Raw genomic sequence first — 24,194 nt, forward strand, 5'->3', positions numbered from 1 at the left:
GCACCCGTATGCATGTGGCCTAGACTAGAGGGCAATAACTCCTCAGACAAGTAGAGAGGTAGGAGAGGTATGGCGCAGGTCCAGCGGCACCCGCTCGCCGCCCAGGCCGCCGAGGTACTGCTCGGCCGGATTCGGGCGGGGGAGTGGGCGCTCGGCCACAAGCTGCCCGGGGAGACCACGCTGTCCGCGCAGCTCGGCGTCGGCCGCTCCACCCTGCGCGAGGCCATTCGCGAACTCGCGGGCAAGGGCGTGCTCGAAAGCCGCCAGGGCGCGGGCGTTTTCCTCACCGCGCTGGATGTCGCCGAGGATTGGGACACGGTGCTGCGCCGGGCCGACATCATCACGGTGATCGAGGCGCGCATCGCCATCGAAGCCGAAGGGGCCGCGCTCGCCGCCCGCCGTCGCACTCCCGCCGATCTGCGCGCCATGCTGACCGCCCTGGCCGCCCGCGCCGAAGCGGGGGAGGTGCTGGAACGACTCGTGGACGCCGACACCGCATTCCATCGCACCGTGGTCGCGGCCGGGCACAACGACGTGCTGAGCCAGATGTTCGACGCCTTCGTCCCGCGCCTGCGGCACGCCATGATCGACATGCTGCGCATCCGCCCGATGGCCGATCCGAAGGCCGACCACACCGCGCACGAAGACCTGTACGCCGCCATCCGCGCCCGCGATCCGGAGGCCGCCGCCACCGCCAGCCGTGTCCATCTCACCGCTCTGAAGGACGCCTTCGAACGCTGACCCGCGGCCCGAAAACCCTGTCCGACCACCAGTTATGGTCACGGAGAAAATTTCTTCCGCGATCGCGATGAGTTTCCGCACCGGGCTCCGTCAATACCGGCAAGCGCGCCGCACCGACCGAAACCCAAGCCCCGTAAGGACACTCGCCATGACCGCCATCACCGCCCCCGCCCAGTCCGCCGCCACCACTCCCGCCGCCACCGGCAAGACCCGCAATCGCGTGCTGTGGACCCTGCAGATCGTGCTGGCCCTGTTCTTCATCATCGCCTCGGGCCTGCCCAAGCTGGTCGGCCAGTCCGACGCCGTGCACGCCTTCGACACCATCGGCTGGGGCGACTGGTTCCGCTACTTCACCGGCGTCGTCGAGATCTCCGGCGGCATCGGCCTGCTGGTGCCCCGCCTGACCGCCCCGGCCGCCGCCGGCCTGTCCATCACCACCGTGCTGGCCGCCGCCACCCAGGCCTTCCTGCTCGATGCCCCCGCCCTCGCCCCCTTCCCGCTGGTCCTGGCGGTCGTCTTCGCCTGGATCGCCTACGAGCGCCGCGCCGGCTTCACCTCCTCGGTGAAGCGCTAGCCCTCGGGACAACCTGAATATTGCCTCGACCCGAAGTCCGCCGCCGATCACAATCGGCGGCGGACCTTCGTATGTGCGGCCTCCCGCAGCTGCGCATATCTACGTGCGGAAAGATGGGTGACGTGAGCGGAACCGACATCATCGACGAACTGACCTGGCGCGGGCTGATCGCGCAGTCCACCGACCTCGACGCCCTGCGCGCCGAGATGGCCAAGGGCCCGATCACCCTCTATGCCGGTTTCGACCCGACCGCCGCCTCCCTGCACGCCGGGCACCTGGTCCCGCTGCTCGCGCTCAAGCGCTTCCAGCGCGCGGGCCATCGCCCCGTCGTATTGGCCGGTGGCGCAACGGGTCTCATCGGCGACCCGCGTGACGTCGGCGAGCGCACCATGAACTCCACCGACACCGTGGCCGAATGGGCCGGGCGCATCCGCTCCCAGCTGGAGCGCTTCGTCGATCTCGGCGACGCCCCCAACGCGGCCGTCATCGCCGACAATATGGATTGGACCGGCCCGCTGAGCACGGTCTCCTTCCTGCGCGATATCGGCAAGCACTTCTCGGTGAACGTCATGCTGGCCCGCGACACCGTCAAGCGCCGCCTGGAATCCGACGGCATGTCCTACACCGAGTTCTCCTACATGCTGCTGCAGGCCAACGACTACCTGCAGCTGCGCCGCAATTACGACTGCACCTTGCAGGTGGGCGGCTCGGATCAGTGGGGCAACATCATCGCCGGCGTCGAGCTCAACCGCCGCGTCGACGGCGCGCACGTGCACGCCCTCACCGTGCCGCTGGTGACCTCGGCCGACGGCAAGAAGTTCGGCAAGTCCACCGGCGGCGGCAGCCTCTGGCTCGATCCGGAGATGACCAGCCCCTACGCCTGGTACCAGTACTTCGTGAACACCGCCGACGCCGATGTGGTCCGCTACCTGCGCTGGTTCACCTTCCTGTCCAAGGAGGAACTGGACGAGCTGGAGCAGGCCACCGCCGAACGCCCGCACGCCCGTGAAGCGCAGCGCCGGCTGGCCGCCGAGATGACCACCCTGGTGCACGGCGCGGAGAACACCGCCGCGGTGCAGCTCGCCAGCCAGGCGCTGTTCGGCCGCGGTGAACTTCGCGAGCTGAACGAGCCGACCCTGGGCGCGGCGCTCACCGAGGCGGCCGTCGACGGCACGGTCGCCGAGGCCAAGCCCGGCGACACCATTGTGGATCTGCTGGTCGCGGCCGGTTTGTCGGAGAGCCGCGGCGCCGCCCGCCGCGCGGTCAACGAAGGCGGCGTCTCGGTGAACAACGAGAAGGTCGCCGATCTGGAGTGGACCCCGGCCGACGCCGACTACCTGCACGGCAGCTGGCTGGTGCTGCGCCGGGGCAAGAAGAACTTCGCCGGCGTGCGCCGCGCGGGTTCGTAATTCGCCGGACCGATACGAAAACAAGATCGCCGAGAGCTGGGTCACAAAACCGTGCCCCGACCCGGCGATCTTGTTGTTTCGGGGGTCGGCGACCTGCGCAGACGCGGCGCTCACCAGGCGATTTGCATTCGCGTTTTCCTGGGCGTAACTTAGTCCAGGTCAGAGCGACACGGACACCGACCGGGTGCCAAACGCCCAGCTCAGAGGCTGGCAACGAGGATCCGGAAACGAGGTTGTACGAGGAGCGCCTGGCTTGAACACTCCAGCCTCGAAATTGGTTCTTGACTCTGTGGAGTCTGACCGTTAGGCTGGAACGGTTGCCTCGTTGGACATCTGATCAACTTCAGGTCGAAAACGTGTGCGTGTGTTCTTTGAGAACTCAATAGTGTGTCGATGAATGTCAGTGCCAAATATTTAATTTGGTTCCGATTCCTCACCCCCCGTGTGAGGGTCGGACATTTAGTCAGCAAATACTTTTTGCTGGCGTTCATTGCTAGGTTTTCGGACTCTGGTTCGAGATACTTCTGATTCGCTGCTTCGGCGGTAAATCTAGAGTCTTCAACGGAGAGTTTGATCCTGGCTCAGGACGAACGCTAGCGGCGTGCTTAACACATGCAAGTCGAGCGGTAAGGCCCTTCGGGGTACACGAGCGGCGAACGGGTGAGTAACACGTGGGTGATCTGCCTCGCACTCTGGGATAAGCCTGGGAAACTGGGTCTAATACCGGATATGACCACTTGGTGCATGCCTTGTGGTGGAAAGGTTTACTGGTGCGAGATGGGCCCGCGGCCTATCAGCTTGTTGGTGAGGTAACGGCTCACCAAGGCGACGACGGGTAGCCGGCCTGAGAGGGCGACCGGCCACACTGGGACTGAGACACGGCCCAGACTCCTACGGGAGGCAGCAGTGGGGAATATTGCACAATGGGCGAAAGCCTGATGCAGCGACGCCGCGTGAGGGATGACGGCCTTCGGGTTGTAAACCTCTTTTGACAGGGACGAAGCGCAAGTGACGGTACCTGTAGAAGAAGCACCGGCCAACTACGTGCCAGCAGCCGCGGTAATACGTAGGGTGCGAGCGTTGTCCGGAATTACTGGGCGTAAAGAGCTTGTAGGCGGTTTGTCGCGTCGATTGTGAAAACTTGCAGCTCAACTGCAAGCTTGCAGTCGATACGGGCAGACTAGAGTACTGCAGGGGAGACTGGAATTCCTGGTGTAGCGGTGAAATGCGCAGATATCAGGAGGAACACCGGTGGCGAAGGCGGGTCTCTGGGCAGTAACTGACGCTGAGAAGCGAAAGCGTGGGTAGCGAACAGGATTAGATACCCTGGTAGTCCACGCCGTAAACGGTGGGCGCTAGGTGTGGGTTTCCTTCCACGGGATCCGTGCCGTAGCTAACGCATTAAGCGCCCCGCCTGGGGAGTACGGCCGCAAGGCTAAAACTCAAAGGAATTGACGGGGGCCCGCACAAGCGGCGGAGCATGTGGATTAATTCGATGCAACGCGAAGAACCTTACCTGGGTTTGACATACACCGGAAAGCCATAGAGATATGGCCCCCCTTGTGGTCGGTGTACAGGTGGTGCATGGCTGTCGTCAGCTCGTGTCGTGAGATGTTGGGTTAAGTCCCGCAACGAGCGCAACCCTTATCTTATGTTGCCAGCGCGTAATGGCGGGGACTCGTGAGAGACTGCCGGGGTCAACTCGGAGGAAGGTGGGGACGACGTCAAGTCATCATGCCCCTTATGTCCAGGGCTTCACACATGCTACAATGGCCGGTACAGAGGGCTGCGATACCGTGAGGTGGAGCGAATCCCTTAAAGCCGGTCTCAGTTCGGATCGGGGTCTGCAACTCGACCCCGTGAAGTTGGAGTCGCTAGTAATCGCAGATCAGCAACGCTGCGGTGAATACGTTCCCGGGCCTTGTACACACCGCCCGTCACGTCATGAAAGTCGGTAACACCCGAAGCCGGTGGCCTAACCCTTGTGGAGGGAGCCGTCGAAGGTGGGATTGGCGATTGGGACGAAGTCGTAACAAGGTAGCCGTACCGGAAGGTGCGGCTGGATCACCTCCTTTCTAAGGAGCACTTCTCCAGAAGCACTTCACACAGGTGAATGTCGCTCTGGCAGAGACCGTTTCGGAAACATACGTTTTCCGGCGGACGCTCATGGGTGGAACACTGACAAACTCATCGCATCAAGGCACCGGCCATGTCCGGAGCCGCGATTGATATACCGACACACTATTGGGTCCTGAAAGAACACGCGAAAGCGAGTTTTTTCCAGGCAAAAAACGATCCGCTCGGATCTCCTAGATACCGGTCCTCTTCGAGGGTGCTGGTCTTGGAAAAGTATTCGATGCGGGTGTGTTGTTTGAGAACTGCACAGTGGACGCGAGCATCTTTGTTAGTAAGTGATAAAGAGCGTACGGTGGATGCCTTGGCACCAGGAGCCGATGAAGGACGTAGTAGGCTGCGATAAGCCTCGGGGAGCTGTCAAACGAGCTGAGATCCGAGGATTTCCGAATGGGGAAACCCGGCACGAGTGATGTCGTGTCACCCGCACCTGAATATATAGGGTGTGTGGAGGGAACGTGGGGAAGTGAAACATCTCAGTACCCACAGGAAGAGAAAACAACATGTGATTCCGTGAGTAGTGGCGAGCGAAAGCGGAAGAGGCTAAACCAGGAGCGTGTGATAGCCGGCAGGCGTTGCGTTTCTGGGGTTGTGGGACTCATTTTCTTCTCACTGCCGTGAGGAGCAAGAGTAAGAAACCAAGTTGTTAGCTGAAGTGGTCTGGGACGGCCTATCGTAGAGGGTGAGAATCCCGTAAGCGAAAACATCTTGGCTCTTGTAATGAGCACCCGAGTAGCAGCGGGCCCGTGAAATCTGCTGTGAATCTGTCGGGACCACCCGATAAGCCTGAATACTACCTGGTGACCGATAGCGGACTAGTACCGTGAGGGAAAGGTGAAAAGTACCCCGGGAGGGGAGTGAAATAGTACCTGAAACCGTGCGCTTACAAACCGTCAGAGCCCTCTTGTGGGGTGATGGCGTGCCTTTTGAAGAATGAGCCTGCGAGTCATCGGTGTGTGGCGAGGTTAACCCGTGTGGGGGAGCCGTAGCGAAAGCGAGTCCGAATAGGGCGAACGAGTCGCACACTATGGACCCGAAGCGGAGTGATCTACCCATGGCCAGGGTGAAGCGACGGTAAGACGTCGTGGAGGCCCGAACCCACTTAGGTTGAAAACTGAGGGGATGAGCTGTGGGTAGGGGTGAAAGGCCAATCAAACTCCGTGATAGCTGGTTCTCCCCGAAATGCATTTAGGTGCAGCGTCGCGTGTTTCTCACCGGAGGTAGAGCTACTGGATGGCCTAGGGGGCCCACAAGCTTACCGAAGTCAGCCAAACTCCGAATGCCGGTGAGTGAGAGCGCGGCAGTGAGACTGTGGGGGATAAGCTTCATAGTCGAGAGGGAAACAGCCCAGATCGCCGGCTAAGGCCCCTAAGCGTGTACTAAGTGGAAAAGGATGTGGGGTCGCGAAGACAACCAGGAGGTTGGCTTAGAAGCAGCCACCCTTGAAAGAGTGCGTAATAGCTCACTGGTCAAGTGATCCTGCGCCGACAATGTAGCGGGGCTCAAGTACACCGCCGAAGCCGCGGCATTCACGCATTATCCCGCCTTCGGGCCAGGAGCGTGGATGGGTAGGGGAGCGTCGTGTAGCCAGGGAAGCGGCGGAGTGATCCAGCCGTGGAGGCTGCGCGAGTGAGAATGCAGGCATGAGTAGCGAAAGACGAGTGAGAAACTCGTCCGCCGAATGACCAAGGGTTCCTGGGCCAGGTTAATCCGCCCAGGGTGAGTCGGGACCTAAGGCGAGGCCGACAGGCGTAGTCGATGGACAACGGGTTGATATTCCCGTACCCGTGTATCCGCGCCCAATGGCGAATCAGTTGTGCTAAGTATCCAAAAGCGGACCTATCACCTTCGGGTGAAGAGAAGTGGCTGCATACGACCCTGGCTGTAGTAGTCAAGCGATGGGGTGACGCAGGAAGGTAGCTGGGCCAGGTGATGGAATACCTGGTGTAAGCGTGTAGGGCGTGGTGTAGGCAAATCCGCACCGCATATAGCCTGAGACGTGATGCGTAGCCGATTGAGGCGAATTCAGTGATCCTATGCTGCCGAGAAAAGCCTCTAGTGAGTTGGTACACGGCCCGTACCCCAAACCGACACAGGTGGTCAGGTAGAGAATACTAAGGCGATCGAGATAACTGTGGTTAAGGAACTCGGCAAAATGCCCCCGTAACTTCGGGAGAAGGGGGACCCAGCCCGGTGAACACCTTTACGGTGGGAGCTAGGAGGGGTCGCAGAGACCAGTGAGAAGCGACTGTTTACTAAAAACACAGGTCCGTGCGAAGTCGTAAGACGATGTATACGGACTGACGCCTGCCCGGTGCCGGAAGGTTAAGAGGACCGGTTAGCACTTCGGTGCGAAGCTGAGAATTTAAGCCCCGGTAAACGGCGGTGGTAACTATAACCATCCTAAGGTAGCGAAATTCCTTGTCGGGTAAGTTCCGACCTGCACGAATGGCGTAACGACTTCTCAGCTGTCTCAACCACAGACTCGGCGAAATTGCAGTACGAGTAAAGATGCTCGTTACGCGCGGCAGGACGAAAAGACCCCGGGACCTTCACTATAGCTTGGTATTGGTGTTCGGTACGGTTTGTGTAGGATAGGTGGGAGACTGTGAAACATGCACGCCAGTGTGTGTGGAGTCGTCGTTGAAATACCACTCTGATCGTATTGGACCTCTAACCTCGGACCCTGATCGGGTTCAGGGACAGTGCCTGGTGGGTAGTTTAACTGGGGCGGTTGCCTCCCAAAATGTAACGGAGGCGCCCAAAGGTTCCCTCAGCCTGGTTGGCAATCAGGTGTCGAGTGCAAGTGCACAAGGGAGCTTGACTGTGAGACCGACAGGTCGAGCAGGGACGAAAGTCGGGACTAGTGATCCGGCACCGGCAAGTGGAAGCGGTGTCGCTCAACGGATAAAAGGTACCCCGGGGATAACAGGCTGATCTTCCCCAAGAGTCCATATCGACGGGATGGTTTGGCACCTCGATGTCGGCTCGTCGCATCCTGGGGCTGGAGTAGGTCCCAAGGGTTGGGCTGTTCGCCCATTAAAGCGGCACGCGAGCTGGGTTTAGAACGTCGTGAGACAGTTCGGTCTCTATCCGCCGCGCGCGTCAGAAACTTGAGGAAGGCTGTCCCTAGTACGAGAGGACCGGGACGGACGAACCTCTGGTGTGCCAGTTGTCCTGCCAAGGGCACGGCTGGTTTGCTACGTTCGGAAGGGATAACCGCTGAAAGCATCTAAGCGGGAAGCCTGTTCCAAGATGAGGTTTCTCACCCACTTGATGGGTTAAGGCCCCCAACAGACCATTGGGTTGATAGGCCGGAACTGGAAGCCCGGTAACGGGTGTAGGTGACCGGTACTAATAGGCCGAGGACTTACCAACAAAGCTGCTACGCGTCCACTGTGCGGTATCTGAAACAACACACTGCCGTGTGTTGAGCGGATACCACGAACTCCCGCAAGGGATTCGAGGTATCTACGCTCCACTCGCGGTGGATAGTTTCATAGAGTTACGGCGGCTATAGCGGTGGGGAAACGCCCGGTCCCATTCCGAACCCGGAAGCTAAGGCCACCTGCGCCGATGGTACTGCACTCGACAGGGTGTGGGAGAGTAGGACACCGCCGGAACATCATTCGCGAAACCCCCTGACCTCACGGTCAGGGGGTTTCTGCGTTCCGGGGTAGATCACTCGCCGGATAGGTAGTCCTACCCTGTTGCCACCCTTCCGATTCCGTGAAGCTGACGGCATGAAGAAGCACTGGGGGTCCTTCCGCTCGGCGACCACGCGCAAAGCCCACCTGACCTCGTGGCGCACTGCTCATCGCCTGGATTCCCTGCAGGGCAAGACAATTCCGGTCCCCGGTGAATTCGCCGGCGATTTCCGCCTCCTGACCGGTCGGATGCTGACCCTCGCCACCGGCGTTCACATCGTCCCCGCGGTCTTGGCCGCCGCCCTATCGCTGTTGATCGTGCGAATGCTGCGGACCGGTTCCTACACCTACTGAGCGACTCACTACAGTGGACCGGTGCGCCTCGTGATTGCTCGCTGCCAAGTGGACTACGTCGGCCGTCTCACCGCCCATCTGCCGATGGCCCGTCGCCTCATCATGGTGAAGGCCGACGGCTCGGTGCTCGTCCACTCCGACGGCGGCTCCTACAAGCCGCTGAACTGGATGAGCCCCCCGTGCTGGCTCGAGGAACGCGAAAGCGATTCGGAGACAGCCAAAGCCCTGTGGGTGGTGACCAACAAGGCCGGCGAGGAACTGCGCATCACCCTCGAGGAGATCGAGCACGATTCCGCGCACGAACTCGGCGTCGACCCCGGCCTGCAGAAGGACGGCGTGGAGGCCCACCTCCAGGAACTCCTGGCCGAGCACATCGAAACCCTCGGCGCGGGTTACACACTCATCCGCCGCGAGTACATGACCGCCATCGGCCCCGTCGACATCCTGTGCCGTGACGCCGACGGCGCGACGGTAGCCGTGGAGATCAAGCGCCGCGGTGAGATCGACGGTGTCGAACAGCTGACGCGCTACCTGGAACTGCTCAACCGCGACCCGCTGCTGGCCCCCGTGGCCGGCGTCTTCGCCGCCCAGCAGATCAAGCCGCAGGCGAAGACCCTCGCCACCGACCGTGGCATCCGCTGCCTCACCCTCGACTACGACGCTCTGCGTGGCACCGAGAGCGACGTTTTCCGGCTGTTCTAACCTCGATACCATGCCCCGCCGGAAACCCCGCCCCAGCCCGTCCGCGGCGCGGTTCCAGCAGGAACCGCGCCCCATCTCCGATTCCTTCGGCCGCACCGAGGCGGGCCCCGACGGCGAGACCTACCAGGTCCGCAATATCGCCGGCTCCCGAGCCACCAAGACCTACCGCTGCCCGGGCTGCGACCACGAGATCATGCCCGGCGTCCCCCACCTGGTGGCCTGGCCCGCCTACGGCGGCGAGGACGACCGCCGCCACTGGCACACCGGCTGCTGGAACGGCCGCCGCACCCGCACCATCACCCGCAAGTGGTCATGAGCCGCCGCAAGCTGATCGGCTGGGCGTCGCTGGTCTGGATGCTCTGCGTGTTCCTCGGCGGCATTCTCTTCGTCGGCTACTCGTTCGTGCTGGGTATGCGGATCGCGCAGTGGACGGGTTCGAGCGTCGCGGTCGTGTTCGCGATCCTGATCAGCCCCCTGGTAGGCGCCGCGCTCTGGATCGCACTGCTGGGCGTGGCCTGGCGTCGCCGGCGCGCTTACCTGCGCACCGCGGGAGCCCCGGCGGAAGGCGCGATCACCGCGGCTCGATTCCGTGAGATCCCGAATCGCAACAGCCCTTTCAACACCTATCAGCTCCGCGTCGAGGTGGCCTTCACTCACCCGGAATCCGGCGCCGATCACACCCTGGAGAAGCGCTATCGTTTCCCGGAATGGCATGCGTCCAAAGCGACTTCATTGCGTGATCGCTGCACCGTCGGCGCCTCGATCCCGCTGCTGGTCCGCCGGAACCACGCCGCTTTCGATCTTCCCGAGCGTCCGTCCTGGGCCGATATCTGGTGAGTTCGACCCCCGATAACTGGGGGCCGTCATTCCGAGTCCCGCTGCGGGAGTGATCATTACGCTGCCTCGTGAACTGAAATCTGTTCATTTCACAGGGAGTTGGATTGAGAACACATCGGATCGGCATCGCGGTGGCGGCTGTCGCCGGAGCCGCTATGACCGTCGTCGCGGCGCCGGACGCGGCGGCCGCCGTCGAGGACCTGAATGTCTACGTCGGGGATTACACGCACAGCGAGCAATGGATGATCACCGGGCGGACCTCGGTGTGCTCGGGTGTCATCTGGATCCTCGACAACGGCAAGCCGGTGACCGGTAAGGCCATCGATCCGGGAAATTGGCAGTGCGACAAGGGATATCCCGACTATTACATGGTGCCGTGGCGGCCGACCACTACCGGTGTCCATCACATCGTGATGGAGCAGCGGGACGCGAGTGGGAAAGTGATCAGCTCGATGTCGAAGGACGCCGAGGTGAAGAAGACGCCGTGCGTGTTCATCGATGGTGGTAGCGCGGGTTATGCGGCGTGCAATGTCATGTCCGGCAGCGGTTTCTGACCGGCCGGGTCACGGCATAAGGAAGGCCGCTCCCTGGAAAGGGAGCGGCCTTCGAACGGTGGGTGTCGCCCGGTCGGGTTGAATTAGCTGGAGATGTCGGCGTTTTCGCGCTCTTCGTCGACGATCTCGTCTTCCCGAACGTCGGAGATGGCCTTGCGGCCCTTGTTCGCCAGGGAGCGCTGTTCCGGTGCGCCGTCGAGCAATTCGCTCTCGCGGTTGACGGCGGCCAGCATGGCCGGCACGGAGTCGAGCTGGCCGCGGATGCCGAGCAGCTGGGCCAGTACACGGCCGCGCAGCACGCGCATTTCCTCGGCGAGTTCCTTGGCGTGCGCGATCTTTCGATCGGCGGTGTTGGTCGCCGAGGTGATGAGGCGGTTGGCCTCGTCGGTGGCGTCCTTGATGCGCTGGGCGGCCTCGGCGCGCGAGGTGGCCTCGAGCTCTTCCATGGCGCGGGTCAGCTTGGTGCGACGCTCGGCCATGGTGACCTCGAAGTCCTGCTGCGTCGCCTTGCGCTTGGCCTCGGATTCCTTGGTGAGGCGGTCGGCTTCGGCGTTCGCGGCGTCGACGATCTTGGCGGACTCGGAGCGGGCGTTCGCGAGGGTCTGCTCGAATTCGATTTCGAGGGCTTCGCGCTTCTCTTTGGTCTCGGAGAGGAGCGATTCGTACTTACCGCGCATTTCGGTCGCCTGCTGTTCGGCGATCGAAATCATTTCGGCGGCCTCGGCCTGGGCCTGCGCGCGCACCTCGGAAGCCTCGTCGGAGGCCAGGCGCAGCATGCGCGAGATGCGATCGGACATGCCCTCGGCGGTGGTCGGCGGCACGGACAGCCGGTCGACTTCCTTACGGAGCTCGTCGATCTCGTCGCGGGCGTCCTCCAGCTGGGCCGCCAAGTTGCGGGCCTGGGCTGCGGCGGCATCGCGATCGGTTGCGGTGACCCTTAGCTCGGCATCGAAACGGTCGAAGTAGTTACGCACCTCGTCACGGTCATAGCCCTTCCGCACAACGGTAAAGGGCAGTGCAACGAAGCGATTACGATCGGGCTCAGTGGACGACATGCCCCACAAACTACAGCCTGCCGACCACTGATGGTGACCCGACCGCGAATGTTGTTACAGCCTCTTTAGGGAGCTGAACTCCGGTACTAGTGGGTAGTTTTCGCGGCCGGTTCGACGAGTTCGACCAGCACACCGCCAGCATCCTTGGGATGGATGAAATTGATGCGGGAACCAGCGGTTCCGGCGCGCGGGGCGTCGTACAGCAAACGCAAGCCCCGTTCACGAAGTTGCTGCGAAACAGCTTCCACATCGGTGACCCGATAGGCGAGCTGCTGCAGGCCAGGCCCGTTTCGGTCGATGAACTTGGCGATCGTGGACTCGTCGTTGAGCGGAGCCAGCAACTGCAGCGCAACCGAACCGGCGGGAGCGCCCGCGACGGACAGCATGGCCTCGTGCACGCCCTGCGCCTCATTGATCTCGCGATGCGTCTCGACCATGCCGAGATTGTCTCGGTACCAGGCCACCGCGGAATCGAGATCCGGCACCGCGATACCGACATGATCGACGGCGGTGACGTATTCCGTGGGGATGAATTCGGTGTTCTCGGTGTTGCTCACACCACCGACGGTAGCGCGCACCCTCGGAAGGATGCGGACGTGCCGCACGTTACCTTTGAGTAAAGGCTCCGATGGTTGGCGGGGCCGACTCATCTGACGTAAGCGAGGCCCTCATCGTGACCACCACCTCCGTCATCGTCTCCGGTGCGCGCACCCCTGTCGGGCGACTGCTCGGTTCGCTCAAGGACTTCAGCGGGTCGGATCTCGGCGGCATCGCCATCAAGGGCGCGCTGGAGAAGGGCGGCGTCGCGCCCGAGCTGGTCGATTACGTGATCATGGGTCAGGTGCTGACCGCCGGCGCCGGCCAGATCCCGGCGCGGCAGGCGGCGGCGGCCGCGGGCATCTCCATGGATGTCCCCGCGCTCACCATCAATAAGGTGTGTTTGTCCGGTATCAATGCAATCGCGTTGGCGGATCAGCTGATTCGCGCCGGGGAGTACGAGGTCGTGGTGGCCGGCGGCATGGAGTCCATGACCCAGGCCCCGCATCTGCTGGAGAAGTCCCGCGAGGGCTTCAAGTACGGCGACGTGACCCTGCGCGACCATATGGCCTACGACGGCCTGCACGACATCTTCACCGATCAGGCGATGGGCCTGCTCACCGAGCAGCGCAACGACGCCGACGTGATCAGCCGCGAAGACCAGGACGCGTTCGCCGCCGCCTCGCACCAGAAGGCGGCCGCGGCCTGGAAGAACGGCGTCTTCGCCGACGAGGTCGTGCCGGTGTCCATCCCGCAGCGCAAGGGTGACCCGATCCAGTTCGCCGAGGACGAGGGCATTCGCGCCGACACCACCGCCGAATCGCTCGGCAAGCTGCGCCCGGCGTTCCGCAAGGACGGCACCATCACCGCCGGCTCCGCCTCCCAGATCTCCGATGGCGCGGCCGCGGTCGTCGTCATGAGCAAGGCCAAGGCGGAGTCCCTCGGCCTGTCCTGGATCGCCGAGATCGGTGCCGCCGGCGTGGTGGCGGGCCCGGACTCCACCCTCCAGGACCAGCCCGCCAACGCGATCGCGAAAGCCTGTGCCAAGGAAGGCATCTCGCCGGCCGACCTCGACCTGATCGAGATCAACGAAGCCTTCGCCGCCGTCGGCATCGCCTCCACCCGCAAACTCGGCATCGACCCCGAAAAGGTCAACGTCAACGGCGGCGCCATCTCCATCGGCCACCCCCTCGGCATGTCCGGCGCCCGCATCGTCCTGCACCTAGCCCTCGAACTGAAGCGCCGCGGCGGCGGCATCGGCGCAGCCGCCCTCTGCGGTGGCGGCGGCCAGGGCGACGCCCTCATCGTCCGCGTCTAACCCGCGACCGCATCCAGCGACCGCTGCGGCCCACGCCGCAGCGGTCGCTGCGTTAAAGGGAGAAACAGGGGCAAAGCCCCCGAGATGACCCCTTCCACCCGCGTGAGCGGGTGTGTGACCGGCTCCACTACGAGTCGTCGTAGCTATTCCGGCACAATGGGGGCCGTGGAAATCTTCGATCTGAGCACTGTTGCCAAGCGGGTCCGGTTCTTCGGCATTGTGGAGGCTCCGTCGTGGGCGCTGCTATTGCTCGGGTCGGTGTTGAAGCGGGCTGATTCGCTCGGTATCGCCGATGCGCCCATCAAGTGGCCGGTGATGGTGTTCGGGATGCTGCACGGGATCGTGTTCGTGTTCTACGCGATCAGCGTGCTGCTGGCTTCGCGGGAGTTCGAGTGGCCGGGCAAGGTCACGCTGATCGGGTTGGCCTCCAGCGTGATTCCGTTCGCTTCGGTCTTCTTCGAGCGCTGGGCGATCAAGTCCGGCCTGCTCGGTGAACTCAGCCAAGCCGCGAACCCCGCCGCCGCACGTTCGTGACAGACTGGAGGGCGTGACTCGACCTGCACGCCGTCCCTCCGCCGCAGTTGCCGCCGCCATGTCGGGCGCGGTGGATTTGTCCGCTCTGAAGCAGCCCGCTGCCGCCGCCGCGGATGTCCCCGGAGGCCATGCCGTCACCGAGGCCGATTTCGAAGACAAGGTGCTGCGCCGTTCGACGCAGGTGCCCGTGGTGGTGGTGCTGTACTCGCAGCGCAGCCCCGGCAGCGTCGAACTGGTGCGCCTGCTGGAGAAGCTGGTCGCCGGCAGCGGCGGCGACTGGGATCTGGCCAGCGTCGAGGCCGAGGCGAACATGCGCATCGCCCAGGCGTTCCAGGTGCAGGGCATTCCGACCGTGGTGGCGGTGGCCGCCGGTCAGCCGCTCGCCGACTTCACCGGCAATCAGCCGGAGGAGCAGGTCACGCAGTGGCTGGCCGCCGTGGTGGACGCCGTGCGCGGCAAGCTGCCCGGTGTGGGCGCGGGCGGCGAGGCCGAAGCCGAGGCGCCGGAGGATCCGCGTTTCGTGGCCGCCGAGGAAGCCCTCGAACAGGGCAATTTCGATGGCGCCATCGCCGTCTACCAGGAAATCCTGAACGCCGAACCGAACAATGCCGACGCCAAGGCGGCACTGCGCCAGGTGCAGTTCATCGCTCGCGTACAGCAGCTGGACCCCCAGGCCCTGGCCAAGGCCGACGCCGACCCGGCCGACCTGGACGCCGCCCTGGCCGCCGCCGACCTGGAAATGTTCAACCAGCAGCCCGAGGCCGCGTTCGACCGGCTGATCGCCCAGGTCAAGCGCACTGCGGGCGATGACCGCACGCGCGTCCGCACCCACCTGCTGGAACTGTTCGAACTCTTCGACCCGGCCGAGCCGATCGTGATGGCGGCCCGCCGCAAGCTCGCCGCCGCCCTGTACTGACGCGCGAATCCACGCCGTGCCCCCTCCCGTATCGGGTGGGGGCACGAGTCATATTGGGCCGCAACAATTCTGACCGCCGCGGTATTCCCGCGAGCGGGGCGAGAACACTCACAGCCCTTTCGTCCCCCGGACCACGCATCGCGAAAATAGCCTCGTCCCATGACTTCCCGCACCTACGAAGCCCTGTTGGCCGACGGCCCCGGACTGTTGGCCCTGAACGCACGCGCGGTCCGCGCCAGCGTCGATATCGTCTCCGCGCTGACCGCCGACGATCTCGACGCCCCCACCCCGTGCACCGGCTGGACACTGCGGGATCTGCTGGAGCACATGATCGTTCAGCACCACGGCTTCGCGGCGGCGGCCCGCGGCGGCGCGGCGGACCTGGCCTGCTGGCAACCGCGCCCGCTGGGCCCGGATCCCATCGCCGAATATCGCGCGGCGGCGCAGGATGTGCTGGCGGCCTTCGCGGAGCCCGGCGTACTGACGGGCCGCTTCGCCCTGCCCGAGGTGCGCGAGGGCGCGAAACTACCCGCCCCGCTGGCGATCAGCTTCCATTTCGTGGATTACGTCGTCCACTCCTGGGACGTGGCGAAGACCTTGGGCGCCACGGTGAGTTTCGATCCGGAGGTGCTGACGGCGGCGCTGCTGGTCGCGCGGGCCGTGCCCGGCGGTGATTCCCGGACCGCGCCGGGCGCCGCGTTCGCGCCGGAGGTGCAGACCGGTGACGACGCACCGGGGCTGGATCAGGTGGTGGCGGTGCTCGGCCGGAATCCCGGCTGGCCGCATTGAACCCGGACGGTTCCCCACCGACGGGGCGGGTGGGGAACCGCGCTCGGCCGTTACTTGGCGGTGGTGCCGGAGCTCAGGGAGGGGAGCAGCTTGGCGATCTCGGTCACGATGGACGAGGAGCCGGTGCTGGTCGGATCCGGCTCGCCCACGGCCACCACGGGCGTCAGCTCCACGGCATCGGCCGAGGCGAGGCCGGCGCCGGCGGTGAGAACGCCGGCGACAGCGGCGGTGGCGAGCGCGAAAGTACCCAACTTCTTCATGCGAATATCGTTCCTGTTCAAGAGAATTAGATTGGCAGGGTTGCACCCCTGCCAACCCCTTTATCGGGGTGTGGGGGCGGTAGCCCCCGGGATTGCGGCCGCGTCTCAGTCCTATCACGATCAGAAGCTCTGTCGTTTGACATTGATTCCCTTGCCCAGTGATCTGGGGGCAGCCGGTAGCGGGAATCAGTCCGGTAGCAGCCAGATTCCGCTGTTCGGCGGGAGCGTGATCGATGCCGAGGCCGGGCGTCCGTGCGCCGGTTCGCTCGTCGCCTCGACCGCACCGAGGTTCCCGATCCCATTGCCGCCATAGGTGATCGCATCGGTATTGAGGATCTCCCGCCACCGCCCCGCCGCGGGCAGCCCGACGCGGTGATCGCGATGCTCGGACCCGGAGAAGTTGTAGACGCACGCGATGATCGACCCGTCGGTCCCGTAGCGCAGGAACGACAGCACGTTGTGGTCCCGGTCGTCGGCGTCGATCCAGGCGTACCCACCCGGCGAGGTGTCCTGGCTCCACAGCGCCGGCTGCGCGGCGTACAGCCGGTTCAGATCCCGTATCAGCGTCTGAATCCCTTGGTGCAGTGGGTTTTCCAGCTCGTGCCAGTCGAGTCCGCGATCGTGGTCCCACTCCCGGAACTGCCCGAACTCCTGCCCCATGAACAGCAGCTGCTTCCCCGGATGCGCCCACATGTAGGCCAGCAGCGCCCGCACCCCGCCCGCCTTGGCGAAATCGTCCCCGGGCATGCGCGTCCACAGCGTGCCCTTGCCGTGCACCACCTCGTCATGGCTGATGGGCAGCACATAGTTCTCGCTCCAGGCGTAGGTGAGCGAGAAGGTGATCTCGTTGTGGTGCCAGGCGCGATGCACCGGATCGTGCGCCAGATAGCCGAGCGTGTCGTGCATCCAGCCCATATTCCATTTCATGGTGAATCCCAGCCCGCCGACCTCGGTGGAGCGGGTCACCCCGGGCCAGGTGGTGGATTCCTCGGCCACGGTGAGCACGCCCGGATGATGCTTGTGCACGGTCGCGTTCATCTCCTGCAGGAACGCGACGGCCTCCAGATTCTCCCGTCCGCCATGGATATTGGGCTCCCAGTCGGGGCGCGAATAGTCGAGGTAGAGCATGGAGGCGACCGCGTCCACCCGCAGCCCGTCGATATGGAATTCCTCGATCCAGTACCGGGCATTGGCGACCAGGAAGTTCCGCACCTCGTGCCGCCCGAAGTCGAAAACGTAGGTGCCCCAGTCGAGTTGCTCGCCGCGGCGCGGATCGGCGTGCTCGTAGAGGGCGGTCCCGTCGAACCGCGCGAGCGCCCATTCGTCACGCGGGAAGTGCGCGGGCACCCAGTCCAGGATCACGCCGATGCCCTTGCGGTGCAGGTGATCCACCAGATACCGGAAATCGTCGGGGGAGCCGAAGCGCGCGGTCGGCGCATAGTAGGAGGTGACCTGGTAACCCCACGACCCGCCGAACGGATGCTCGGCCACGGGGAGCAGTTCGACATGCGTGAAGCCTTGCCCCAGCACGTATTCCGCCAATTGCTCGGCGATCTCCCGGTACCCGAGCCCCGGCCGCCACGACCCCAGGTGCACCTCGTACACGCTCACCGGCGCGCGATTGGGATCGGTGGCGGCCCGCCCGCGCAGCCATTCCGCGTCGTCCCAGGCGAATTCGCTCGCCGCGATGACCGAGGCGGTGGCGGGCGGCAGCTCGGTGGCGAAGGCGAACGGGTCGGCGTGATCGACGGTGCGCCCGTCCGCGCCGTGCACCCGGTACTTGTACTTGTCGCCCACCCCGATCCCCGGCAGGAACACCTCCCACACGCCGGAACCGCCGAGTTTCCGCATGGGCGCGGTGTTTCCGCTCCAGCCGTCGAAGTCCCCGATGACCGCGACCCCGCGTGCGTTGGGCGCCCACACCGCGAACGCCGTGCCGGTCACCTCCCCGTCCATGGTCTCGTACCGCTTGGGATGCGCCCCCAGCACTTCCCACAGCCGCTCGTGCCGCCTCTCGCCCAGCAGATGCAGATCGAATTCGCCCAGCGTGGGCAGGAACCGGTACCCGTCGGCGTCGATGACGGTGCGCCCGTGCGGATACGTGGTGACGATCCGGTAGTCCCACAGTTCCGGGAACGGCACCACGCCTTCGAAAACCCCGTGCCCCAAGGCTTCCAGCGGATGATCGCTCCCGCCGATCCGCGCCGCCGCGGTCTCCCCGTGGGGCCGCAGCACCCGGATGACCGTCCCTTCCGGATGCGGGTGCGCGCCCAGCACCGTATGCGGATCGGGATGGGTGCCCGCCGCCAGCAGCAGCAGATCCCGCCGGTTCATCGCAGCGATCTGCGATAGGCGAGTTCGGTGCGCGCGGCGGCGGGCACGGGCGGCAGGGCGAGAATATGCGCGGCCGCGCGCGCGGGATCCAATCGCACGTAATTGCTCTGGCCCCAGTGGTATTCCTCGCCGCTGATCTCGTCCAGCACCACCGGCCGATCGTGCCATTCCCGGCCGATGGCGGGCAGATCGAGCGACACCATGGCGTGCTCGGTGCCGAACGGATTCAGGTTCACCACCACCAGCACCGCGTCCCCGGTGGTCGGGTCGAACTTCGAGAAGGCCAGCACCGCGTCGTTGTCCACCTGATGGAAGTGGATGCACCGCAGCTGCTGCAGCGCCGGATGCGTGCGCCGGATCTCGTTGAGCCGGGTGATCAAGGGCTCCAGGGATTCTCCGCGCGCCGCCGCCGCGGCGAAATTCCGGGGCCGCAGCTGATACTTCTCCGAGTCGAGGTATTCCTCGCTGCCCGGCTGCACCGCTTGATGCTCGTACAGCTCGAACCCGGAGTACACGCCCCAGGTCGGCCCGAGCGTGGCCGCCAGCACCGCGCGGATCGCGAACATGCCGGGACCGCCGTGCTGGAGTGATTCGTGCAGGATGTCGGGCGTGTTCACGAACAGGTTGGGCCGCGCCTCGTCGGCCTTGGCCGCCAATTCCATGCCGAATTCGGCGATCTCGTGCTTGTGTACCCGCCAGGTGAAGTACGTGTAGGACTGGCTGAACCCGCGCCGCGCCAGTCCGTAGAGCCGGGCCGGCCGGGTGAACGCCTCGGACAGGAACACGATCTCCGGATGGTCGCGATGCACCTGCGCGATCAGCCATTCCCAGAAGTCCGCCGGTTTGGTGTGCGGATTGTCGACCCGGAAGATGGTGACGCCCAAGGCGATCCAGTGCCGCACCACCCGCAGGATTTCCGCGTACAGCCCGTCCGGATCATTGTCGAAGTTGATCGGATAGATGTCCTGGTACTTCTTCGGCGGATTCTCCGCGTAGGCGATGGTGCCGTCCGGCAGCGTGGTGAACCACTCCGGATGCCGTGTCACCCACGGATGGTCGGGCGCGCACTGCAAGGCCAGGTCCAGCGCCACCTCCAGCCCCAATTCCCGTGCGGCCGTCACGAATTCGGTGAAGTCGGCCTCGGTGCCCAGCGCCGGATGGATGGCATCGTGCCCGCCCTCGTCCGACCCGATCGCCCACGGCGACCCCACGTCCCCGGGCGCGGCGGTCAGAGAGTTGTTGGGCCCCTTGCGATTCACCTTGCCGATGGGATGCACCGGCGGCAGATACACCACGTCGAACCCCATGGCCGCGATGCGATGCAGTTCCACGGCGGCGGTGGCGAAGGTCCCGTGCACCGGCTTCCCGTCGGCATCCCAGCCGCCGGTCGAGCGCGGGAAGAATTCGTACCAGGCCCCGAACAGCGCCCGCTGCCGCTCCACCAGCACCGTCTGCTGCGGCCCGTGAGTCACCAACTCGCGCAACGGCGTTGCCCGCAGGATCTCGCTCACCTCGGCGCTGAACGCCGGTGCGACCCGCGCGGGCAATTGCGCATCGCCGCGCAAAGCCTCGGCCGCGCCGCGCAATATCTCCCACTGCTTCTTCGGCACCGCCTGCGCGGCGCGTTCCAGCAGCCGCGCCCCGATCTCCAGATCATTGGCCAGATCGACCGCGCTCTGCCCGACCGCCAGCTTGGCCTCGACCCCCGATCGCCAGGTGGTCAGCGGATCGCTCCACCCTTCGATCCGGTAGGTCCACGCACCCGGTTTGCCGGGCGTGAACACGGCATTGAACACATCCGGCTGATAGTCCGGCGTCATCCGGATCCGCTGGGTGCGCGAGGATCCGGGCGCGCGCACCGCCAGCGTGGCGGCCACGGCTTCGTGCCCTTCCCGCCAGACCACGGCCCGCACCGGGAACACCTCGCCGACCACGGCTTTCGCCGGTCGGCCGCCGGGGATTGCCGGGGCGATGTCATCGATTGCGATGCGGCCGGTCACCCGTTCGAACTTACCGGGTGCCCGGCCCGCGCGGCGTTCCGGACCGGCGAGGCGCGCGGGGCCGGCCTACTGCTGGCCGGGCTTGAGGAGCACGAACAGCCCGTTGGCTTCGGCGCACAGGCGGTCGCCGTCGTGCAGGGTGGCGCGCACGAAGATCTTGCGGCCTTCCTGGCGTTCCACCCAGCCGTGCACCTGCAGTTCGGTGTTGAGCGGCGTGATGGAGCGGTAGTCCACGTGCAGGTACGCGGTGCGGGTGGCATTGCCGGAGTAGACGGCCGCGGTCATGCCCAGCAGATCGTCGAAGCCGAGGGCGATGTGCCCGCCGTGCGCCGCCGCATTGCCGCCCAGATGGAAGGTGCGGAAGGTGATGCGCGCGTGCACGCCCTCCTTGCTCACCTTGTCCACCAGGAACGGCGGCAGGGTGATATTGCCGCGCGAGGGCAGGTCGGTGCGGTGCCAGGTCGGCGCGGACCATTCGTCCACCACCGCCGCGTCCAGCTTGTCGTTGAGTTCCTTCAGCGTGGCGATGGCCTCCAGAGCCAATTCGTCGCTGGGACTGACCAGCCGCGCCTTGTCCATCAGCGTCCGGACCTGGTCGATGAGCTCCCCGTAGTGGGGGCCGCCGACGCTGTTGTCGCGTGCCAGTTCCCGGATCGGCCGGAACCCGCCCTCGTGATGCTCCTGGGTGGGGTCTGCCTCGACCGCCTGAACCTGCTGCTCGCTCATATGAAACACGTTATCGGTTGCCGATGGGATGCTCACCTCGGGGATGGCTCAGCGCCGCCGCGCGTCTGACCTGCAAGGTTCGCGGCCGTCTCGTTCTGGACCGAGTGGAGCGGAGGAGCGAAGCGGGGGAGCGGAGGGAGGGAAGAACGAGACATAGAGGCCGCGAACCCGCCCGGAGCGAAGCGGAGGGCAGAATAGACCCCGTGAAGGCACTGCGTCGATTCACTGTCCGCGCTCATTTGCCCGAGCGGCTGTCCGCGCTGACCGAGCTGGCCACCAATCTGCGGTGGTCCTGGCACGGGCCGACGCAGGACTTGTTCGCCGAGCTGGATCCGGGGCTGTGGCTGGAGGTCGGGCACGATCCGGTGCGGATGCTGGGGGAGGTACCGGCGGAGCGGCTCGATGAGCTCGCTGCCGACGAGGCGTACACCCGGCGGGTCGATGCGGCTGCCGCGGATCTCGCCGATTATCTGGCGCGGCCGCGGTGGTTCCAGAAGCAGACGGGCGGGCCGAAGGGGATCGCGTACTTCTCGATGGAGTTCGGCGTCACCGAGGTGCTGCCGAACTATTCGGGCGGGCTGGGGATTCTGGCGGGTGACCATCTCAAAGCCGCGTCGGATCTGGGGTTGCCGCTCATCGGCGTCGGATTGCTGTATCGCTCAGGCTATTTCCGGCAGTCGCTGACCGCCGACGGATGGCAGGCCGAGCGTTATCCCGCGCTGGATCCGCAGGGATTGCCGCTGCGGCTGCTCACCGAGGGCGGCGCGCCGGTGCTGATTCACGTGGCGATGCCCGAGGGCCGGGTGCTGCGGGCCCGGGTGTGGATCGCCCAGGTGGGCCGGATTCCCTTGCTGCTCTTGGATTCCGATATCGCGGAGAACGACCCGGAGCTGCGCGCGGTCACCGACCGGCTGTACGGCGGCGACCAGGACCATCGCATCAAGCAGGAGATCCTGGCCGGTATCGGCGGCACCCGCGCGGTGCGCGCCTACACCCGCGCAGACGGCCTGCCCGATCCCGATGTGTTCCACATGAACGAGGGCCACGCCGGTTTCCTGGGCATCGAGCGCATTCGCGAATTCATGTCCGCCGGAATGGATTTCGATGCCGCGCTGACGGCGGTCCGCGCGGGCACCGTGTTCACCACCCACACGCCGGTGCCCGCCGGTATCGACCGTTTCGCGAGCGCCCTGGTGCGCCGCTACTTCGGCGGTGCGCACGGGGAACGCGAATCGCTGGTGCTGCCCGGCGTTTCGGTGGATCGCATCCTGGCCATGGGCCGCGAGGCCGATCCGTCGGTGTTCAATATGGCCCACCTCGGCCTGCGACTCGCCCAGCGCGCCAATGGTGTTTCGAAGCTGCACGGCGAGGTCAGCCGCGAGATGTTCGCCCCGCTCTGGCCCGGCTTCGATGCCGCCGAGGTGCCGATCGGCTCGGTCACCAATGGCGTGCACGCCCCCACCTGGGCCGCCCGCGAATGGATCGACAAGGCCCGCGAGCTCATCGGCGACGAACTGGTGGAGGAGGCGCGCGGCTGGGAGCGGCTCTGCGATGTGGACCTGGGCGAACTGTGGTCCACCCGCAATGCCCTGCGCGGCGTGCTGGTCGCCGAGGTGCGCCGCCGGCTGCGCGCGTCCTGGCTGGAACGCGGCGCGGCCCCGGCCGAATTGGGCTGGATCGACGAGGTTTTCGATCCGCGCGTGCTGACCGTCGGGTTCGCGCGCCGCGTGCCCACCTACAAGCGCCTCACCCTCATGCTGCGCGATCCCGAGCGCCTGCGCGCCATGCTGCTCGATCCCGAGCGCCCGGTGCAGCTGGTGGTGGCCGGCAAGTCCCATCCGGCCGATGACGGCGGCAAGGCGCTGATCCAGCAGATCGTGCGCTTCGCCGACGATCCGGCGGTCCGGCACCGCATCGTCTTCCTGCCCGACTACGACATGTCCATGGCCCGCTACCTGTACTGGGGTTGCGATGTCTGGCTGAACAATCCGCTGCGCCCGCTCGAGGCCTGCGGCACGTCGGGCATGAAGTCGGCGCAAAACGGCGGCCTCAATCTCTCCATCCGCGACGGCTGGTGGGACGAGATGTACGACGGCGAGAACGGCTGGGCGATCCCCACCGCCGACGGCGTCCGCGACGAGCACCGCCGCGACGATCTGGAGGCGTCGGCGCTCTACGAACTGCTGGAACGCGCGGTGCTGCCCCGCTTCTACGACCGCGACCACGACGACCTGCCGGTTCGCTGGATGGAAATGGTTCGCCACACCTTACGGACCCTGGGCCCGAAAGTGCTGGCGTCCCGCATGGTTCGCGATTACGCCGTCGACTACTACGCCCCCACCGCGGCCGGTTACGCCGCCGTCGCCGCCGACGACTTCAAGGGCGCCCGGGAACTCGCCGAATATCGCCGCCGCGTCGAATCCGCCTGGCCCGCGGTGAAAGTCGTGCAGGTCGACAGCTCCGGCCTGCCCGACACCCCGGTCATCGGCGCGAACCTGGCGTTGCGCGCCCGCATCGATCTCGGCGGCCTCGCGCCCTCCGACGTCGTCGTGCAGGCCGCCCTGGGCCGCGTCACCCCGAACGACGACCTCACCGACGTCCACACCATCGCCATGACGCACAGCGGAACCGATTCCGGCACCGACGTTTTCACCGTCGAGACCCCGGTCCCGGTCTCGGGCGCGGTCGGTTACACCATCCGCATCCTGCCGCACCATCCGCTGCTGGCAGGTGACGCCGAACTGGGCCTGATCGCCACGCCCAGTCCCTGATCG

General features: G+C 65.2%; 19 protein-coding genes and 3 rRNA genes. 16 read left to right on the forward strand and 6 right to left on the reverse strand.

Features of this window, described 5'->3' with window-relative positions; genetic code table 11:
- Nucleotides 1–69 precede the first annotated feature (69 nt).
- From LTV02_RS36045 to LTV02_RS36095, 11 genes are all read left to right on the forward strand, one after another.
- Entirely contained in the window at nucleotides 70–741 is a 672-nt protein-coding gene (locus tag LTV02_RS36045; RefSeq protein WP_233036003.1) for a FadR/GntR family transcriptional regulator, read from the forward strand.
- A gap of 148 nt (nucleotides 742–889) precedes the next feature.
- Nucleotides 890–1,315 (forward strand): DoxX family protein, encoded by a 426-nt coding sequence (locus LTV02_RS36050; RefSeq protein WP_233036004.1) that lies wholly within the window; start codon nucleotides 890–892, stop codon nucleotides 1,313–1,315.
- 113 nt (nucleotides 1,316–1,428) lie between these two features.
- Nucleotides 1,429–2,724, forward strand: coding sequence for a tyrosine--tRNA ligase (gene tyrS, locus LTV02_RS36055; protein WP_233036005.1), 1,296 nt, complete (start codon nucleotides 1,429–1,431; stop codon nucleotides 2,722–2,724).
- A gap of 558 nt (nucleotides 2,725–3,282) precedes the next feature.
- Nucleotides 3,283–4,799 (forward strand): 16S ribosomal RNA (locus LTV02_RS36060).
- Between the two features lie 330 nt (nucleotides 4,800–5,129).
- Nucleotides 5,130–8,235, forward strand: a 23S ribosomal RNA gene (locus LTV02_RS36065).
- A 128-nt stretch (nucleotides 8,236–8,363) separates the two neighbouring features.
- Nucleotides 8,364–8,480, forward strand: a 5S ribosomal RNA gene (rrf, locus tag LTV02_RS36070).
- The 16S, 23S and 5S rRNA genes sit together here, the layout of an rRNA operon.
- Before the next feature lie 120 nt (nucleotides 8,481–8,600).
- Entirely contained in the window at nucleotides 8,601–8,858 is a 258-nt protein-coding gene (locus LTV02_RS36075) for a hypothetical protein (RefSeq protein WP_233036006.1), read from the forward strand.
- 21 nt (nucleotides 8,859–8,879) lie between these two features.
- On the forward strand, nucleotides 8,880–9,560 hold the full coding sequence (gene nucS, locus LTV02_RS36080) for an endonuclease NucS (protein ID WP_067715515.1): 681 nt from the start codon (nucleotides 8,880–8,882) through the stop codon (nucleotides 9,558–9,560).
- Between the two features lie 10 nt (nucleotides 9,561–9,570).
- On the forward strand, nucleotides 9,571–9,876 hold the full coding sequence (locus tag LTV02_RS36085; RefSeq protein WP_233036007.1) for an ATP/GTP-binding protein: 306 nt from the start codon (nucleotides 9,571–9,573) through the stop codon (nucleotides 9,874–9,876).
- Entirely contained in the window at nucleotides 9,873–10,397 is a 525-nt protein-coding gene (locus LTV02_RS36090; protein ID WP_233036008.1) for a hypothetical protein, read from the forward strand. Before LTV02_RS36085 ends, LTV02_RS36090 begins: the two co-directional genes overlap by 4 nt.
- 104 nt (nucleotides 10,398–10,501) lie before the next feature.
- Complete coding sequence (locus LTV02_RS36095) at nucleotides 10,502–10,951, forward strand: hypothetical protein (RefSeq protein WP_233036009.1); 450 nt, start codon at nucleotides 10,502–10,504, stop codon at nucleotides 10,949–10,951.
- Between the two features lie 83 nt (nucleotides 10,952–11,034).
- Here the strand turns inward: LTV02_RS36095 and LTV02_RS36100 are convergent, their stop codons facing one another.
- Entirely contained in the window at nucleotides 11,035–12,006 is a 972-nt protein-coding gene (locus LTV02_RS36100; protein WP_067715502.1) for a coiled-coil domain-containing protein, read from the reverse strand.
- Between the two features lie 86 nt (nucleotides 12,007–12,092).
- The gene (gene mce / locus LTV02_RS36105; RefSeq protein ID WP_233036010.1) at nucleotides 12,093–12,563 is read right to left on the reverse strand and encodes a methylmalonyl-CoA epimerase; all 471 of its coding nucleotides are present in this window, start codon (nucleotides 12,561–12,563) and stop codon (nucleotides 12,093–12,095) included.
- Between the two features lie 116 nt (nucleotides 12,564–12,679).
- Here mce and LTV02_RS36110 point away from each other — a divergent pair, with 116 nt between their 5' ends.
- The 4 genes from LTV02_RS36110 to LTV02_RS36125 all read left to right on the forward strand — a co-directional run bounded on the left by LTV02_RS36110 (nucleotide 12,680) and on the right by LTV02_RS36125 (nucleotide 16,100).
- A complete protein-coding gene (locus tag LTV02_RS36110; protein WP_233036011.1) occupies nucleotides 12,680–13,861 on the forward strand; it encodes an acetyl-CoA C-acetyltransferase in 1,182 nt (393 codons plus the stop codon).
- Nucleotides 13,862–14,026: 165 nt separating this feature from the next.
- Nucleotides 14,027–14,395 (forward strand): DUF3817 domain-containing protein, encoded by a 369-nt coding sequence (locus LTV02_RS36115; protein WP_408639314.1) that lies wholly within the window; start codon nucleotides 14,027–14,029, stop codon nucleotides 14,393–14,395.
- A gap of 58 nt (nucleotides 14,396–14,453) precedes the next feature.
- Entirely contained in the window at nucleotides 14,454–15,311 is an 858-nt protein-coding gene (locus LTV02_RS36120) for a tetratricopeptide repeat protein (protein WP_067715490.1), read from the forward strand.
- A 159-nt stretch (nucleotides 15,312–15,470) separates the two neighbouring features.
- A complete protein-coding gene (locus LTV02_RS36125; protein ID WP_233036013.1) occupies nucleotides 15,471–16,100 on the forward strand; it encodes a TIGR03086 family metal-binding protein in 630 nt (209 codons plus the stop codon).
- 50 nt (nucleotides 16,101–16,150) lie between these two features.
- Here LTV02_RS36125 and LTV02_RS36130 read toward each other — a convergent pair whose 3' ends face one another.
- The 4 genes from LTV02_RS36130 to LTV02_RS36145 form a co-directional block, all read right to left on the reverse strand.
- Entirely contained in the window at nucleotides 16,151–16,360 is a 210-nt protein-coding gene (locus LTV02_RS36130) for a hypothetical protein (RefSeq protein ID WP_233036014.1), read from the reverse strand.
- A gap of 186 nt (nucleotides 16,361–16,546) precedes the next feature.
- A complete protein-coding gene (gene glgB / locus LTV02_RS36135; protein ID WP_233036015.1) occupies nucleotides 16,547–18,694 on the reverse strand; it encodes a 1,4-alpha-glucan branching protein GlgB in 2,148 nt (715 codons plus the stop codon).
- Complete coding sequence (locus LTV02_RS36140) at nucleotides 18,691–20,694, reverse strand: alpha-1,4-glucan--maltose-1-phosphate maltosyltransferase (RefSeq protein WP_233036016.1); 2,004 nt, start codon at nucleotides 20,692–20,694, stop codon at nucleotides 18,691–18,693. The genes glgB and LTV02_RS36140 overlap by 4 nt, the downstream gene beginning before the upstream one ends.
- Nucleotides 20,695–20,760: 66 nt before the next feature.
- Nucleotides 20,761–21,420 carry a PaaI family thioesterase gene (locus LTV02_RS36145; RefSeq protein WP_067715479.1) on the reverse strand — a complete coding sequence of 220 codons (660 nt, stop codon included), beginning with the start codon at nucleotides 21,418–21,420 and terminating at the stop codon, nucleotides 20,761–20,763.
- Nucleotides 21,421–21,623: 203 nt separating this feature from the next.
- Between LTV02_RS36145 and glgP the strand changes: the two genes are divergently transcribed.
- Nucleotides 21,624–24,191 carry an alpha-glucan family phosphorylase gene (gene glgP / locus LTV02_RS36150; RefSeq protein ID WP_233036017.1) on the forward strand — a complete coding sequence of 856 codons (2,568 nt, stop codon included), beginning with the start codon at nucleotides 21,624–21,626 and terminating at the stop codon, nucleotides 24,189–24,191.
- Nucleotides 24,192–24,194 lie beyond the last annotated feature (3 nt).

This window comes from Nocardia yamanashiensis (assembly GCF_021183565.1).
In the GTDB taxonomy this organism is placed as follows: Bacteria; Actinomycetota; Actinomycetes; order Mycobacteriales; family Mycobacteriaceae; genus Nocardia; species Nocardia yamanashiensis.

Excerpts from the sequence above, each read along its gene's own strand:
- LTV02_RS36085 (WP_233036007.1), top strand. The coding sequence starts at position 9,571 with ATGCCCCGCCGGAAACCCCGCCCCAGCCCGTCCGCGGCGCGGTTCCAG.
- glgB (WP_233036015.1), bottom strand. The coding sequence starts at position 18,694 with ATGAACCGGCGGGATCTGCTGCTGCTGGCGGCGGGCACCCATCCCGAT.
- LTV02_RS36100 (WP_067715502.1), bottom strand. The coding sequence starts at position 12,006 with ATGTCGTCCACTGAGCCCGATCGTAATCGCTTCGTTGCACTGCCCTTT.
- LTV02_RS36145 (WP_067715479.1), bottom strand. The coding sequence starts at position 21,420 with ATGAGCGAGCAGCAGGTTCAGGCGGTCGAGGCAGACCCCACCCAGGAG.
- LTV02_RS36075 (WP_233036006.1), top strand. The coding sequence starts at position 8,601 with ATGAAGAAGCACTGGGGGTCCTTCCGCTCGGCGACCACGCGCAAAGCC.
- LTV02_RS36090 (WP_233036008.1), top strand. The coding sequence starts at position 9,873 with ATGAGCCGCCGCAAGCTGATCGGCTGGGCGTCGCTGGTCTGGATGCTC.
- LTV02_RS36120 (WP_067715490.1), top strand. The coding sequence starts at position 14,454 with ATGTCGGGCGCGGTGGATTTGTCCGCTCTGAAGCAGCCCGCTGCCGCC.
- tyrS (WP_233036005.1), top strand. The coding sequence starts at position 1,429 with ATGGGTGACGTGAGCGGAACCGACATCATCGACGAACTGACCTGGCGC.
- LTV02_RS36125 (WP_233036013.1), top strand. The coding sequence starts at position 15,471 with ATGACTTCCCGCACCTACGAAGCCCTGTTGGCCGACGGCCCCGGACTG.
- LTV02_RS36130 (WP_233036014.1), bottom strand. The coding sequence starts at position 16,360 with ATGAAGAAGTTGGGTACTTTCGCGCTCGCCACCGCCGCTGTCGCCGGC.
- LTV02_RS36045 (WP_233036003.1), top strand. The coding sequence starts at position 70 with ATGGCGCAGGTCCAGCGGCACCCGCTCGCCGCCCAGGCCGCCGAGGTA.
- LTV02_RS36050 (WP_233036004.1), top strand. The coding sequence starts at position 890 with ATGACCGCCATCACCGCCCCCGCCCAGTCCGCCGCCACCACTCCCGCC.